Here is a 12,142-nt window from a genome sequence, read left to right on the forward strand (position 1 = left end):
GGAAGATGCCACGCAGTCTTAAGAAGGGCCCCTTCGTCGACGAGCACCTGCTTCGCAAGGTGGTCGGTCAGAACGAGGCCGGTTCCAAGAACGTCATCAAGACCTGGTCCCGCCGGTCGATGATCATCCCGTCCATGCTGGGTCACACGATCGCCGTCCACGACGGTCGCAAGCACATCCCCGTGTTCGTGACGGAGGCCATGGTCGGCCACAAACTGGGCGAGTTCGCGCCCACCCGCACCTTCCGCGGCCATGTGAAGGACGACAAGAAGGGCCGTCGCCGCTGACGCGGTGACGCTCTGGAGAGAAACAGAGGAGGAGAACAATGGTGGATTCCATCGCACGCGTCAAGCACATTCGCGTGACCCCTCAGAAGGCTCGTCGTGTCGTCGCGCTCATCAAGGGCAAGCAGGCGCAGGAAGCACTGGCCATTCTGAAGTTCGCCCCGCAGGGCGCAAGCGAGCCGATCTACAAGCTCGTGCACGCTGCGATCGCGAACGCACAGGTGAAGGCCGATCGCGACGGCGAGTTCCTGGACGAGCAGGACCTGTACGTGAAGAACGCGTACGTCGACGAGGGCACGACGCTCAAGCGTTTCCAGCCCCGTGCTCAGGGTCGCGCGTTCCAGATCAAGAAGCGCACGAGCCACATCACGGTCGTGCTGGGCACGCCCGAGGTCGCTGAGGCGACCACGGCGGCCAAGACGAAGAAGGCGAGCAAGTAATGGGCCAGAAGGTCAACCCGTACGGCTTCCGCCTCGGCATCACCACGGACCACGTGTCTCGTTGGTTCTCGGACTCGACCAAGCCGGGCCAGCGCTACGCCGACTACGTCGCCGAGGACATCAAGATCCGTCGTCTGCTGCAGACGCAGCTGGACCGCGCCGGTGTTTCGAACATCGAGATCGAGCGCACCCGCGACCGCGTCCGCGTCGACATTCACACCGCCCGCCCGGGCATCGTGATCGGTCGTCGTGGCGCCGAGGCCGAGCGCATCCGCGGCGACCTCGAGAAGCTCTCGGGCAAGCAGATCCAGTTGAACATCCTCGAGGTCAAGAACCCCGAGGCTGACGCTCAGCTGGTCGCACAGGGCATCGCCGAGCAGCTCTCTGCTCGTGTGGCGTTCCGTCGTGCGATGCGCAAGGGTCTGCAGGGCGCTCAGCGCGCCGGCGCCAAGGGCATCCGCATCCAGGTCTCCGGTCGCCTCGGCGGCGCGGAGATGAGCCGCTCGGAGTTCTACCGCGAGGGTCGTGTGCCGCTGCACACGCTGCGCGCGAACATCGACTACGGCTTCTACGAGGCCAAGACCACCTTCGGCCGCATCGGCGTGAAGGTCTGGATCTACAAGGGCGACCTCACCAACAAGGAACTCGCACGCGAGCAGGCCAACATGAAGCCGCAGCGTGAGCGTGGCGACCGCCGTCGCGCTCCGCGCAGCGAGGCGCCTGTCGCAGAAGGAGCGTCGGCATAATGCTCATCCCTCGCAAGGTCAAGTACCGCAAGCAGCACCACCCGAAGCGTACGGGCCAGGCCACCGGCGGCACCAAGGTGTCCTTCGGTGACTACGGGATCCAGGCGCTGACCCCCGCGTACGTGACGAACCGTCAGATCGAGTCCGCTCGTATCGCGATGACCCGTCACATCAAGCGCGGTGGAAAGGTGTGGATCAACATCTACCCGGACCGTCCGCTCACGAAGAAGCCCGCCGAGACCCGCATGGGATCCGGTAAGGGTTCCCCGGAGTGGTGGGTCGCGAACGTCAAGCCGGGCCGTGTCCTCTTCGAGGTCGCGGGCGTCACTGAGGAGCTCGCTCGCGAGGCACTCACCCGGGCCATTCACAAGCTGCCGCTCAAGGCACGCATCATCAAGCGCGAGGAGGGCGACGCGTAATGGCGATCGGCACCAAGGAGCTCGCACCCGCCGAGCTCGACACGTTCGAAGACCAGCGCCTCGTCGAGGAGCTGCGTAAGGCCAAGGAGGAGCTTTTCAACCTCCGGTTCCAGTCGGCCACCGGCCAGCTGGAGAGCCACGGCCGCATCCGCGCCGTCAAGCGCGACATCGCGCGCCTGTACACCGTGATCCGCGAGCGCGAGCTGGGCATCCGTGCCACGCCCGCCCCCGTCGAGGTTCCGGCCAAGAAGGCGTCCAAGACGAAGGCGAAGAAGGCCGCTGAGGCCGACGCGCCCAAGGAGGAGGCCGAGTAATGGCTGAGAAGAACGTTGAGCACGCCGAGCACGACGTGCGCGACGGTGCCGCCCGCGGCTACCGCAAGACGCAGCGCGGCTACGTCGTCAGCGACAAGATGGACAAGACCATCGTCGTCGAGGTCGAGGACCGCGTGAAGCACCCGCTGTACGGCAAGGTCATCCGCCGCACCGAGAAGCGCAAGGTGCACGACGAGACCAACTCGGCGGGCATCGGCGACCTCGTTGTGATCAGTGAGACTCGTCCGCTGAGCGCCACGAAGCGCTGGCGCCTGGTCGAGATCGTCGAAAAGGCCAAGTAAGCCTCCGGCTTACTTCAAGGAGTAATTGTGATTCAGCAGGAATCCCGCCTCAAGGTCGCCGACAACACCGGCGCGAAGGAGCTGCTCACCATCCGTGTTCTCGGTGGTTCGCGCCGCCGTTACGCCGGTCTGGGCGACACCATCGTGGCTACGGTCAAGGATGCGATCCCGGGCGGAAACGTCAAGAAGGGCGATGTGGTCAAGGCCGTCATCGTCCGCACGAAGAAGTCTGTCCGTCGTCCGGATGGCTCATACATCAAGTTCGACGAGAACGCCGCCGTGCTCCTGAAGAGCGACGGGGAGCCCAGGGGCACCCGCATCTTCGGACCGGTCGGTCGCGAGCTTCGTGACAAGAAGTTCATGAAGATCGTCTCGCTCGCCCCGGAGGTCATTTGATCATGGCGAACATCAAGAAGGGTGACCTGGTTCAGGTCATCACCGGCCGCAAGCAGGACAAGGGCGGCGACCGCGGCAAGCAGGGCAAGGTCCTCGAGATCCTCGTCGAGCAGAACCGCGTGGTCGTGGAGGGCGTGAACTACGTCACCAAGCACACCCGCGTCGGTCAGAGCCAGCGCGGCACGAAGACCGGTGGGATCGAGACCGTCGAGGCCCCGATCCACATCTCCAACGTCGCCGTCGTCGACCCCTCGAGCAAGAAGCCGACCCGTGTCGGCCACCGCGTCGAGGAGCAGGTCAAGGACGGCGTGAAGCGCACGGTCCGCGTGCGCTACGCGAAGAAGTCAGGTAAGGACCTCTGATGGCAGCGACTGACGCCGCGGTGGCTGGCAAGACCCAGCCCCGCCTGAAGGCGAAGTACAACACCGAGATCAAGAAGGCTCTGCAGGAGCAGTTCGGCTACGCGAACGTCATGCAGATCCCCGGTCTGGTCAAGGTGGTCGTCAACACCGGTGTCGGCGAGGCGGCTCGTGACAGCAAGGTGATCGAGGGTGCGGTCGCAGACCTCATCAAGATCACCGGTCAGAAGCCCATCGTCACCAAGGCTCGCAAGTCCATCGCGCAGTTCAAGCTGCGCGAGGGTCAGGCCATCGGCGCGCACGTCACCCTCCGCGGCGACCGTGCGTGGGAGTTCGTCGACCGACTGGTGAACCTCGCACTGCCCCGCATCCGCGACTTCCGCGGACTGTCGGGCGAGCAGTTCGACGGCAACGGCAACTACACCTTCGGTCTCCAGGAGCAGAGCGTGTTCCACGAGATCGATCAGGACAAGATCGACCGCGTCCGCGGATTCGACATCACCGTGGTGACCACGGCCAAGACGGATGACGAGGGTCGCGCTCTTCTGCGTGCGATCGGCTTCCCGTTCAAGGCCGCTGACGCCCCCGCATGATCTGTTCGGCTGGGACCGCCCGTCATCGGCGGTCCCAGCCGTAAGGCATAATTGAAGATTGTGTGTTCACGCAGGTCGGCGTCCGTGTAACGGGCGTCGAAACCTCATGATCGAAAGTAGACATCCATGACAATGACAGACCCGGTCGCAGATATGCTGACCCGTCTGCGCAACGCGAACTCGGCGCATCACGACACCGTGACCATGCCGTCGAGCAAGCTCAAGACGAACATCGCCCAGATCCTCCAGCAGGAGGGCTACATCGCCGGCTACGAGGTCGTCGACGCTCGCGTCGGCAGCAACCTGACTCTCTCGCTCAAGTACGGCCCGAGCCGTGAGCGCTCCATCGCGGGCATCAAGCGCGTGTCCAAGCCCGGTCTCCGCGTCTACGCGAAGTCGACTGAGCTGCCCAAGGTCCTCGGTGGCCTCGGCGTTGCCATCCTGTCCACCTCCTCCGGTCTTCTCACGGACCGTCAGGCTGAGCAGAAGGGCGTGGGCGGGGAAGTCATCGCCTACGTGTGGTGATCTGACATGTCGCGTATTGGAAGACTTCCCATCGATGTTCCCGCGGGCGTGACCGTTTCGGTCGACGGCCGTGAGGTCACGGTGAAGGGCCCCAAGGGTGAGCTCGCACTGACGATCGCCGACCCCATCGAGGTCGAGGTTCAGGACGGCCAGGTTCTGGTCTCCCGCCCCGACGACGAGCGTGAGTCGCGGTCGCTCCACGGCCTGACCCGCACGCTCATCAGCAACGACATCATCGGCGTGACCCAGGGCTACACCAAGGGCCTCGAGGTCGTCGGAACCGGTTACCGCGTGCAGCAGAAGGGCAGCTCCATCGAGTTCGCCCTCGGCTTCTCGCACCCGGTTCTCGTGGACCCGCCCGCCGGGATCACCCTGACGGTCGAGGGCACCAACAAGGTCACCGTCAGTGGGATCAGCAAGCAGGCTGTCGGTGAGGCAGCTGCGAACATCCGCAAGATCCGCAAGCCCGAGCCCTACAAGGGCAAGGGCGTGCGCTACGCCGGCGAGGTCGTGCGTCGCAAGGCCGGAAAGGCTGGTAAGTAACCATGGCTGTCAAGTCCAAGTCCGCCGCCCGCGCTCGTCGCCACACCCGTCTTCGCAAGAAGATCGTCGGCACCGAGACCCGGCCGCGTCTGGTCGTCAACCGTTCTGCACGTCACGTGTTCGTGCAGCTCGTCGACGACAGCACCGGCCACACCGTGGCATCCGCTTCCACGCTCGAGACCGACCTGCGCACCTTCGATGGTGACAAGACCGCCAAGGCCCGCAAGGTCGGCGAGCTCGTCGCATCGCGTGCGAAGGCCGCAGGCTTTACCGAGGCAGTGTTCGACCGCGGCGGCAACCGCTACGCCGGTCGTGTCGCAGCCATCGCCGACGGCGCCCGCGAAGGGGGTCTGGCACTGTGAGTGACAACAAGGAGAACGAAGTGACCGAAACCGCTCCTGCCGAGGCTACGGCTCAGGCCGAGCCGCAGCGCGAGCAGCGCGACGGCCGTCGTGGTGGACGCGACCGCGGTCAGAGCCGCGACCGCAACTCCCGCGACCGTGGCGACAACCAGTTCCTGGAGCGCGTCGTCACCATCAACCGCGTCTCGAAGGTCGTGAAGGGCGGTCGTCGCTTCAGCTTCACCGCTCTCGTGGTCGTCGGTGACGGCAACGGCCTGGTCGGGGTCGGCTACGGCAAGGCCCGCGAGGTCCCCCTGGCGATCTCGAAGGGTGTCGAAGAGGCCAAGCGCAACTTCTTCCGCGTGCCCCGCGTCGGCTCGACCATCCCGCACCCCGTGCAGGGTGAGGCCGCCGCCGGTGTGGTGCTGCTGCGTCCGGCTGCTGCCGGTACCGGTGTCATCGCCGGTGGTCCGGTCCGCGCCGTGCTCGAGTGCGCCGGTATCCACGACGTCCTGTCGAAGTCCCTCGGCTCATCGAACACGATCAACATCGTGCACGCGACCGTCGAGGCGCTGCAGAGCCTCGAGGAGCCGCGCGCCGTCGCCGCTCGCCGTGGCCTCGACTACGACGCCGTCGTGCCGGACATCATCATCCGTAACGAGGCGAAGGCCGCCGCCGCCGCCGCGCAGAAGGCAGGTGCCTGATGGCCGAGCGCCTCAAGGTCACACAGATCAAGTCCAAGGTGAGTGAGAAGCAGAACCAGCGCGACACGCTGCGTTCGCTCGGTCTCAAGCGGATCGGCGACTCGGTCGTCCGTCCGGACGACGCGCAGACGCGCGGCTACGTCCGCGCCGTCGCTCACCTCGTCAAGGTTGAGGAGATCGACTAATGGCTGAGAAGAACGAAGCCGTCGAGGCCGAGAAGGCCCCGAAGAAGACGGCTGCCAAGAAGCCGGCCGCTGCCAAGGCGCCGGCGGCTGCCAAGGCGCCGGCGAAGACGAGCGCAGCGAAGGCTGCGTCGTCGAAGACCGCTGCCAAGAAGGCTCCGGCGAACAAGGAAGCGGATGCTGTCGCATCCCGTCCCGCCGTGCTGAAGGTCCACCACCTGCGTCCGGTTCCCGGCGCCAACACCGCGAAGACCCGTGTCGGTCGCGGTGAGGGCTCCAAGGGCAAGACCGCCGGTCGCGGCACCAAGGGCACCAAGGCCCGCAACACCGTGCGGGTCGGCTTCGAGGGTGGGCAGATGCCGCTGCACATGCGCACCCCGAAGCTGCGCGGGTTCAAGAACCCGTTCCGCGTCGAGTACCAGGTCGTGAACCTGGCCAAGCTCGCAGAGCTCTACCCCCAGGGCGGCGACGTGACCGTCGGCGACCTGGTGGCCAAGGGTGCGGTCCGCAAGAACGAGAAGGTCAAGGTCCTCGGCGACGGCGACATCTCGGTCAAGCTGTCGGTCTCGGTCGACAAGGTGTCCGGCAGTGCAGAGCAGAAGATCGTCGCCGCTGGCGGTTCGGTCAACTGACACGCAGGTGACCAACGCGGGGAGGGGTCGGAGAATCTCCGGCCCCTCCCGTGCGTTACCCTGGACTTTCGGCCGTCCTTCGACGTTCGGCAATCCCTTCAGGAGGAACGCCCTTGTTTAGCGCCATCGCGCGAATCTTCCGAACGCCAGATCTGCGTTCGAAGATCCTGTTCACCATCGGCATCATCGCCCTGTATCGCCTGGGCTCGAATGTTCCGGCTCCGTTCGTCCACTTCCCGAACGTCGAGCAGTGCCTCGCGGCCACCGCCGGCACCGATGGGCTTCTGGGTCTGGTCAACCTGTTCTCCGGCGGCGCACTGCTACAGCTGTCGATCTTCGCCCTGGGCGTCATGCCCTACATCACGGCGACGATCATCACTCAGCTGCTGCGCGTGGTCATCCCACACTTCGAGTCGCTCCATCAGGAGGGTCAGGCGGGCCAGAGCAAGCTGACGCAGTACACCCGCTACCTGACGATCGCCCTCGCGCTGCTGCAGTCCAGCACCGTCGTCACGGTGGCCCGCAGCGGCCAGCTGTTCGGCCAGACCGACATCGCCGCCTGCCAGAACCTTCTCACCAACGATGTGTGGTGGGCGCAGCTGCTCATCATCATCGCCATGACCGCCGGCACCGGCCTGATCATGTGGATGGCAGAGCTCGTCACCGAGAAGGGCATCGGCAACGGCATGTCGCTGCTGATCTTCACCTCGATCGCCGCCACCTTCCCGAGCGCCATGTGGAGCATCTGGGAGGCTCGTGGCTTCGAGACCTTCCTCCTCGTCATGGTGGTCGGCCTCGTCGTGATGACGCTGATCGTCTTCGTCGAGCAGTCCCAGCGCCGTGTGCCCGTGCAGTACGCCAAGCGCATGGTGGGACGCCGCACCTACGGCGGCACCAACACCTACATCCCGATCAAGGTCAACATGGCGGGTGTGATCCCGATCATCTTCGCCTCGTCTCTGCTTTACCTGCCGATGCTGGTGGCGCAGTTCAACACGCCCACCGACGGCAGCGAGCCGCCGGCCTGGGTCGCGTGGGTGTCGACCTACCTCGTCTCGGGCGATCAGCCGCTGTACATGCTCGTGTACTTCCTGTTGAACATCGCCTTCACGTTCTTCTACGTGGCGATCACGTTCAACCCCGTCGAGATCTCGGACAACATGAAGAAGTACGGCGGGTTCATCCCCGGCATCCGTGCTGGTCGTCCGACGGCCGAGTACCTCGACTACGTGATCACCCGGATCACGTTCCCCGGCTCGTTGTACCTGGGCATCGTCGCGCTGATCCCGCTGATCGCGCTGGCGACCGTGCAGGCGAACCAGAACTTCCCGTTCGGTGGCGCGTCCATCCTCATCATCGTGGGTGTCGGACTCGAGACCGTGAAGCAGATCGACGCGCAGCTGCAGCAGCGCCATTACGAAGGGCTCCTCCGATGACCTCCGTCCACACGGCTCCCGAGTCTGTCGAAGGGCAGCACCCCACAGCGCGACTGCTGATCGTCGGACCGCAGGGTTCGGGCAAGGGCACCCAGGGCGTCCGGATCGCCGAAGCGCTCGGGATCCCCGTCGTCTCCACCGGCGACATCTTCCGCGCCAACATCAAGGAGGGCACGGAGCTCGGCCAGAAGGTCACCGCGATCCTCGATGCCGGTGACCTCGTGCCCGACGAGCTGACGAGCGAGATCGTGCGCGACCGGCTGTCACAGGAGGACGCGGCCGCGGGCTTCCTGCTCGACGGGTACCCCCGCAACACCGCTCAGGTCGCGCACCTCGACGCCTTCCTGGCCGAGAGCGGCGCGGCGCTGGACGCGGTCATCCTGCTCGATGTCCCTCGTGCCGAGAGCATGGCCCGACTGAGCCTGCGCGCGGTGGAGCAGGGCCGTTCGGACGACAACGAGGCCGCCATCGCCCACCGCCTGGACATCTACGAGAACGAGACGGCGCCCATCATCTCGGTCTATGAGCCCCGCGGCATCGTGGATCGGATCGACGGCGTCGGCTCGCTCGACGACATCACCGCGCGCATCTCCTCCGCTCTCGGCGCGCGCGGCATCGGCCAGCTCGTCTGAGCTCGTCGGATGTTCCGAAAGTCGATCTACAAGTCTCCCGCGCAGCTGCGCTCCATGGTGGAGCCCGGCCTGATCACCGCCGCCGCACTGGATGCGGTGCGTCCGCTGGTGCGGGCGGGGGTCACGACGGCTGAGCTGGATGCCGCGGCCGATCGCCTCATCGCGGCGCGCGGCGCGGAGTCGAACTTCAAGCTCGTCCGCGGCTACCGCCACACCACGTGCATCTCCGTGAACGCGCAGGTCGTGCACGGCATCCCCGGCGAGCTGGTCCTGCAGCCGGGGGACATCGTCTCGGTCGATTGCGGCGCGCAGTATCAGGGCTGGAACGGTGACAGCGCCGTGACGTTCGTCGTTCCGGACGCCGACCGGCCGGAGCTGGTCGCACGCCGCGAAGAGCTCTCCCGCGTCACCGAGGGGTCGATGTGGGCCGGTATCGCCGCCATGGCGACCGCGACGTACGTCGGAGAGCTCGGGGCCGCGATCGAGGACTACATCGAGGCTCAGGGGCGCTCGCGCCCTTCGACCGGCTCAGGGGCCCAGGCCCAGCCGTACGGCATCCTGCGGGAGTACGTCGGGCACGGCATCGGGCGGAAGATGCATGAGGCGCCGAGCGTCTTCAACTACCGTACCCCGGATGCCGGTGCCGAGATCCGCCCCGGACTGGTGCTCGCCATCGAGCCGATGGTGACCGCCGGGGGAGAGGCGACCTTCGTCGAGGACGACGACTGGACCGTCACCACGGTGGACGGATCGGACGGCTCGCACTGGGAGCACAGCGTCGCACGCCACGATGGGGGCATCTGGGTGCTGACCGCTGCCGACGGCGGCGCCGCCGGCCTTGCGCCCTTCGGTGTGACCCCGGTCCCGATCCCCTAGCCGGTCGGGCGACGCCCGCCGTCCCTCGCGTGTCGCACCTTTGCCGCGAGAATTGCCTTGCCGCGTGAGACGGCTGCTGCTAGCGCCATTCTCGACGCGTAAAGCAATTCTCGAGGGGGCGCCGACGCGCGCCGGTTCTGCCTCCACAATCGCCGGATACGCCGCGGGGCTGTGGAAAGCGGCACAACGGATGCGCGAGCGCGCAAGCTGGGCGGATGCCACTTCTCCTGTCCCAGCGCGCATTCACGTCGTCCCCAGCGCCGCTGTACCGCTTCGACGAACTCAGGACGCTCGGCATCGATCCGCGATCGGGCGAATGGATCCGGCTGCGCAAGGGCGTCTATGTCGAGCGGGCCCCGTTCGCGAAGCTCGAACCGTGGCGGCGATACGCGGTCCGGGTGCACGCGTTCGTGAGGACGAATCCCGACGCGATCCTCTGCCTGGAATCCGCAGCCGTGATCCACGGCATCCCCTTGTTCGGAGAGGCCAGGGACATTCACGTCTTCGAACCCGCCACGACGAGCACGACCCGCAACAATGACGTGTGCTTTCACACCAGTGCGGATGCTCGGATGGTCGAAGTCATCGACGGGATCCGCGTGACGTCGATACCCGATACCGTCTCGGACCTCGCGCGGGTCCTGCCACCGGCAAAGGCGCTGGCTGCCGCGGATGCTGCGATCTCCGCCGTGCAGGGCGGACGCTTCACCATCGATGATCTGCGGGCGCGGGGCGCGCACCAGCAGAGTCGACGAGGCGTGCGGCTCCGGGAATGGGTCTGGGAGCATGCTGATGGGCGCTCCGAGTCGCCGGGGGAGAGCGTGAGCCGGGCGGTCATCCGATGGTCAGGGTTCGAGGCGCCGGTGCTCCAACGCGAGTTCGGCTACGAGAGCGCCGTCGACCGGACAGACTTCTTCTTCGAGTCGTGCGGCGTCGTGGGGGAGTCAGACGGGTGGGGAAAGTACGACCTGTCCGATCCCGAAGCCGCCGAGGCGCATCTGCGCCATGAGAAACGTCGCGAGGACCGGCTGCGGCGCAATGGGCATCCGATGGCCCGCTGGACCGTGAGCGACGCATGGAAGGTCGACCCGCTGTGCCGTGCGCTCTTCCAGGCGGGCGTGCGCCGCGTGCAGCACCCTCACGCCGCGTTCCTGGCCACGCTTCACCGCAGCCCTCGAGAGCTGCGCCGCCCGCACTGATCGAGAATTGCCTTGCCTGGTGAGACGGATGCTGGCGGCAGCCGTCTCGCGCGGCAAGGCAATTCTCGCGGGGGAGGAGGGGGGTACCTGCGGAGCAGGCTCACATGCGAGGCATAGCGTGCGCACGGCAGAATGGGGTGACCTTTTTCTGCAGAAGATCGGACTGTCATGGCCCAGGCCCAGAGCAAGCGCAATTGGTTCGCCATCGGGATCTCCATCGCGGTCGTCGTCGTGCTCGTGGCACTCGGCGCTCTCGTGGTCTGGATGAACAACCAGGCGAATGATGCCGGGCCCGCGCCGTCGAGCAGCAAGTCGTTCGACGCGGAGACCGGAGCCATCACGTTCGGCGAGGGTGAGGATGTCGTCGACGTCTTCGTGGACTTCCAGTGTCCTGTCTGCAAGAGCTTCGAGGATCAGTTCGGACCCCAGCTGGAGAAGGCGGCCGAGGACGGAAAGATCACCCTCGCCTACCACCCGATCGCGATCCTGGACCGTTTCTCGCAGGGCACCGAGTACTCGTCCCGCTCGGCGAACGCCGCCGTGTGCGTCGCGGAGTCCGCCCCCGAGAAGTACCTCGACTTCGCGCAGGCGCTGTTCGACAACCAGCCGCAGGAGAACACCTCTGGCCTGGACAACGCGCAGCTCGCCGAGTTCGCGAAGCAGGTCGGTGCAGACGAGGCCGCGTCCTGCATCACGGATGAGACGTACAAGAAGTTCGGCGTCGCGCAGGCCAAGAAGCACGACATCAAGGGCACGCCGACCGTCGACATCAACGGCACGCGTCTGGACATGACCAACAACGCCGATCTGCAGAAGCTCGTCCAGCTCATCAGCTGACCTCGAGTTGCCGGACACGCCCGGACGGTCTAACATAGACCCTTGGTGCCTTGCGCCTTATCTCGGCGTGTCCGCCTAAGGCAGGCATCACCCATCACCCATCCACGCAGATCGACCGATCTGCAGAAGCGTCAGCGAGGCTATGGCTAAGAAAGACGGTGTCATCGAGATCGAGGGCGTGATCTCCGAGGCTCTTCCCAACGCGATGTTCCGCGTTGAACTGAGCAACGGGCACAAGGTCCTGGCGACGATCTCCGGAAAGATGCGGCAGAACTACATCCGCATCATCCCCGAGGACCGCGTGGTCGTGGAGCTCTCGCCCTACGACCTGACGCGCGGCCGGATCGTCTACCGCTACCGCTGATCGGTCGAGAAGTAACAC

21 protein-coding genes are annotated in these 12,142 nt (G+C 65.9%); all 21 read left to right on the forward strand.

What is annotated here, in order from left to right; all coding sequences use genetic code 11:
• Positions 1 to 5 precede the first annotated feature (5 nt).
• Complete coding sequence (gene rpsS / locus ACFQY2_RS07910) at positions 6 to 287, forward strand: 30S ribosomal protein S19 (protein ID WP_307371712.1); 282 nt, start codon at positions 6 to 8, stop codon at positions 285 to 287.
• Between the two features lie 38 nt (positions 288 to 325).
• Positions 326 to 724, forward strand: a complete 399-nt coding sequence (gene rplV, locus ACFQY2_RS07915; RefSeq protein WP_378745193.1) for a 50S ribosomal protein L22 — start codon at positions 326 to 328, stop codon at positions 722 to 724.
• Positions 724 to 1,470, forward strand: a complete 747-nt coding sequence (gene rpsC, locus ACFQY2_RS07920; RefSeq protein ID WP_378745194.1) for a 30S ribosomal protein S3 — start codon at positions 724 to 726, stop codon at positions 1,468 to 1,470. Before rplV ends, rpsC begins: the two co-directional genes overlap by 1 nt.
• The gene (rplP, locus tag ACFQY2_RS07925; protein ID WP_378745195.1) at positions 1,470 to 1,889 is read left to right on the forward strand and encodes a 50S ribosomal protein L16; all 420 of its coding nucleotides are present in this window, start codon (positions 1,470 to 1,472) and stop codon (positions 1,887 to 1,889) included. Before rpsC ends, rplP begins: the two co-directional genes overlap by 1 nt.
• On the forward strand, positions 1,889 to 2,203 hold the full coding sequence (rpmC, locus tag ACFQY2_RS07930; RefSeq protein WP_378745196.1) for a 50S ribosomal protein L29: 315 nt from the start codon (positions 1,889 to 1,891) through the stop codon (positions 2,201 to 2,203). The genes rplP and rpmC overlap by 1 nt, the downstream gene beginning before the upstream one ends.
• The gene (gene rpsQ / locus ACFQY2_RS07935; RefSeq protein ID WP_378745197.1) at positions 2,203 to 2,505 is read left to right on the forward strand and encodes a 30S ribosomal protein S17; all 303 of its coding nucleotides are present in this window, start codon (positions 2,203 to 2,205) and stop codon (positions 2,503 to 2,505) included. Before rpmC ends, rpsQ begins: the two co-directional genes overlap by 1 nt.
• 27 nt (positions 2,506 to 2,532) lie before the next feature.
• Positions 2,533 to 2,901, forward strand: coding sequence for a 50S ribosomal protein L14 (rplN, locus tag ACFQY2_RS07940; protein ID WP_378745198.1), 369 nt, complete (start codon positions 2,533 to 2,535; stop codon positions 2,899 to 2,901).
• A gap of 2 nt (positions 2,902 to 2,903) precedes the next feature.
• On the forward strand, positions 2,904 to 3,263 hold the full coding sequence (gene rplX / locus ACFQY2_RS07945; protein ID WP_307371727.1) for a 50S ribosomal protein L24: 360 nt from the start codon (positions 2,904 to 2,906) through the stop codon (positions 3,261 to 3,263).
• Positions 3,263 to 3,853 (forward strand): 50S ribosomal protein L5, encoded by a 591-nt coding sequence (rplE, locus tag ACFQY2_RS07950; RefSeq protein ID WP_378745199.1) that lies wholly within the window; start codon positions 3,263 to 3,265, stop codon positions 3,851 to 3,853. The genes rplX and rplE overlap by 1 nt, the downstream gene beginning before the upstream one ends.
• 126 nt (positions 3,854 to 3,979) lie before the next feature.
• Positions 3,980 to 4,378, forward strand: a complete 399-nt coding sequence (gene rpsH / locus ACFQY2_RS07955; RefSeq protein ID WP_378745200.1) for a 30S ribosomal protein S8 — start codon at positions 3,980 to 3,982, stop codon at positions 4,376 to 4,378.
• A 6-nt stretch (positions 4,379 to 4,384) separates the two neighbouring features.
• Positions 4,385 to 4,921 (forward strand): 50S ribosomal protein L6, encoded by a 537-nt coding sequence (gene rplF, locus ACFQY2_RS07960; protein WP_378745201.1) that lies wholly within the window; start codon positions 4,385 to 4,387, stop codon positions 4,919 to 4,921.
• Between the two features lie 2 nt (positions 4,922 to 4,923).
• Complete coding sequence (gene rplR / locus ACFQY2_RS07965; protein ID WP_378745203.1) at positions 4,924 to 5,283, forward strand: 50S ribosomal protein L18; 360 nt, start codon at positions 4,924 to 4,926, stop codon at positions 5,281 to 5,283.
• On the forward strand, positions 5,280 to 5,966 hold the full coding sequence (gene rpsE / locus ACFQY2_RS07970; RefSeq protein WP_378745204.1) for a 30S ribosomal protein S5: 687 nt from the start codon (positions 5,280 to 5,282) through the stop codon (positions 5,964 to 5,966). The genes rplR and rpsE overlap by 4 nt, the downstream gene beginning before the upstream one ends.
• Positions 5,966 to 6,151 carry a 50S ribosomal protein L30 gene (gene rpmD, locus ACFQY2_RS07975; protein WP_071640253.1) on the forward strand — a complete coding sequence of 62 codons (186 nt, stop codon included), beginning with the start codon at positions 5,966 to 5,968 and terminating at the stop codon, positions 6,149 to 6,151. Before rpsE ends, rpmD begins: the two co-directional genes overlap by 1 nt.
• On the forward strand, positions 6,151 to 6,780 hold the full coding sequence (rplO, locus tag ACFQY2_RS07980) for a 50S ribosomal protein L15 (RefSeq protein ID WP_378745205.1): 630 nt from the start codon (positions 6,151 to 6,153) through the stop codon (positions 6,778 to 6,780). The genes rpmD and rplO overlap by 1 nt, the downstream gene beginning before the upstream one ends.
• A 113-nt stretch (positions 6,781 to 6,893) precedes the next feature.
• Positions 6,894 to 8,216 carry a preprotein translocase subunit SecY gene (gene secY, locus ACFQY2_RS07985; protein ID WP_378745206.1) on the forward strand — a complete coding sequence of 441 codons (1,323 nt, stop codon included), beginning with the start codon at positions 6,894 to 6,896 and terminating at the stop codon, positions 8,214 to 8,216.
• A complete protein-coding gene (locus ACFQY2_RS07990) occupies positions 8,213 to 8,848 on the forward strand; it encodes an adenylate kinase (protein ID WP_378745208.1) in 636 nt (211 codons plus the stop codon). The genes secY and ACFQY2_RS07990 overlap by 4 nt, the downstream gene beginning before the upstream one ends.
• Before the next feature lie 9 nt (positions 8,849 to 8,857).
• Positions 8,858 to 9,724, forward strand: a complete 867-nt coding sequence (map, locus tag ACFQY2_RS07995) for a type I methionyl aminopeptidase (RefSeq protein WP_378745209.1) — start codon at positions 8,858 to 8,860, stop codon at positions 9,722 to 9,724.
• 215 nt (positions 9,725 to 9,939) lie between these two features.
• Positions 9,940 to 10,923: a hypothetical protein gene (locus ACFQY2_RS08000; protein ID WP_378745210.1), complete on the forward strand. Its 984-nt coding sequence runs from the start codon at positions 9,940 to 9,942 to the stop codon at positions 10,921 to 10,923.
• Between the two features lie 168 nt (positions 10,924 to 11,091).
• Positions 11,092 to 11,760, forward strand: a complete 669-nt coding sequence (locus ACFQY2_RS08005) for a DsbA family protein (protein WP_378745211.1) — start codon at positions 11,092 to 11,094, stop codon at positions 11,758 to 11,760.
• A 142-nt stretch (positions 11,761 to 11,902) separates the two neighbouring features.
• The gene (gene infA / locus ACFQY2_RS08010; protein ID WP_017201569.1) at positions 11,903 to 12,124 is read left to right on the forward strand and encodes a translation initiation factor IF-1; all 222 of its coding nucleotides are present in this window, start codon (positions 11,903 to 11,905) and stop codon (positions 12,122 to 12,124) included.
• Positions 12,125 to 12,142 lie beyond the last annotated feature (18 nt).

This window comes from Microbacterium sp. GCM10027623 (genome assembly GCF_042666935.1).
Taxonomy (GTDB): domain Bacteria; phylum Actinomycetota; class Actinomycetes; order Actinomycetales; family Microbacteriaceae; genus Microbacterium.

What these genes read in the sequence shown, in the direction of transcription:
- rplX (WP_307371727.1), top strand. Translation starts at nt 2,904, where the DNA reads ATGGCGAACATCAAGAAGGGTGACCTGGTTCAGGTCATCACCGGCCGC.
- infA (WP_017201569.1), top strand. Translation starts at nt 11,903, where the DNA reads ATGGCTAAGAAAGACGGTGTCATCGAGATCGAGGGCGTGATCTCCGAG.
- rpsQ (WP_378745197.1), top strand. Translation starts at nt 2,203, where the DNA reads ATGGCTGAGAAGAACGTTGAGCACGCCGAGCACGACGTGCGCGACGGT.
- rplO (WP_378745205.1), top strand. Translation starts at nt 6,151, where the DNA reads ATGGCTGAGAAGAACGAAGCCGTCGAGGCCGAGAAGGCCCCGAAGAAG.
- rpmD (WP_071640253.1), top strand. Translation starts at nt 5,966, where the DNA reads ATGGCCGAGCGCCTCAAGGTCACACAGATCAAGTCCAAGGTGAGTGAG.
- rplV (WP_378745193.1), top strand. Translation starts at nt 326, where the DNA reads ATGGTGGATTCCATCGCACGCGTCAAGCACATTCGCGTGACCCCTCAG.
- map (WP_378745209.1), top strand. Translation starts at nt 8,858, where the DNA reads ATGTTCCGAAAGTCGATCTACAAGTCTCCCGCGCAGCTGCGCTCCATG.
- rplE (WP_378745199.1), top strand. Translation starts at nt 3,263, where the DNA reads ATGGCAGCGACTGACGCCGCGGTGGCTGGCAAGACCCAGCCCCGCCTG.
- rpsH (WP_378745200.1), top strand. Translation starts at nt 3,980, where the DNA reads ATGACAATGACAGACCCGGTCGCAGATATGCTGACCCGTCTGCGCAAC.
- rplF (WP_378745201.1), top strand. Translation starts at nt 4,385, where the DNA reads ATGTCGCGTATTGGAAGACTTCCCATCGATGTTCCCGCGGGCGTGACC.
- ACFQY2_RS07990 (WP_378745208.1), top strand. Translation starts at nt 8,213, where the DNA reads ATGACCTCCGTCCACACGGCTCCCGAGTCTGTCGAAGGGCAGCACCCC.
- rpsC (WP_378745194.1), top strand. Translation starts at nt 724, where the DNA reads ATGGGCCAGAAGGTCAACCCGTACGGCTTCCGCCTCGGCATCACCACG.
- rpmC (WP_378745196.1), top strand. Translation starts at nt 1,889, where the DNA reads ATGGCGATCGGCACCAAGGAGCTCGCACCCGCCGAGCTCGACACGTTC.
- ACFQY2_RS08005 (WP_378745211.1), top strand. Translation starts at nt 11,092, where the DNA reads ATGGCCCAGGCCCAGAGCAAGCGCAATTGGTTCGCCATCGGGATCTCC.
- rplR (WP_378745203.1), top strand. Translation starts at nt 4,924, where the DNA reads ATGGCTGTCAAGTCCAAGTCCGCCGCCCGCGCTCGTCGCCACACCCGT.
- rpsS (WP_307371712.1), top strand. Translation starts at nt 6, where the DNA reads ATGCCACGCAGTCTTAAGAAGGGCCCCTTCGTCGACGAGCACCTGCTT.
- rplP (WP_378745195.1), top strand. Translation starts at nt 1,470, where the DNA reads ATGCTCATCCCTCGCAAGGTCAAGTACCGCAAGCAGCACCACCCGAAG.
- ACFQY2_RS08000 (WP_378745210.1), top strand. Translation starts at nt 9,940, where the DNA reads ATGCCACTTCTCCTGTCCCAGCGCGCATTCACGTCGTCCCCAGCGCCG.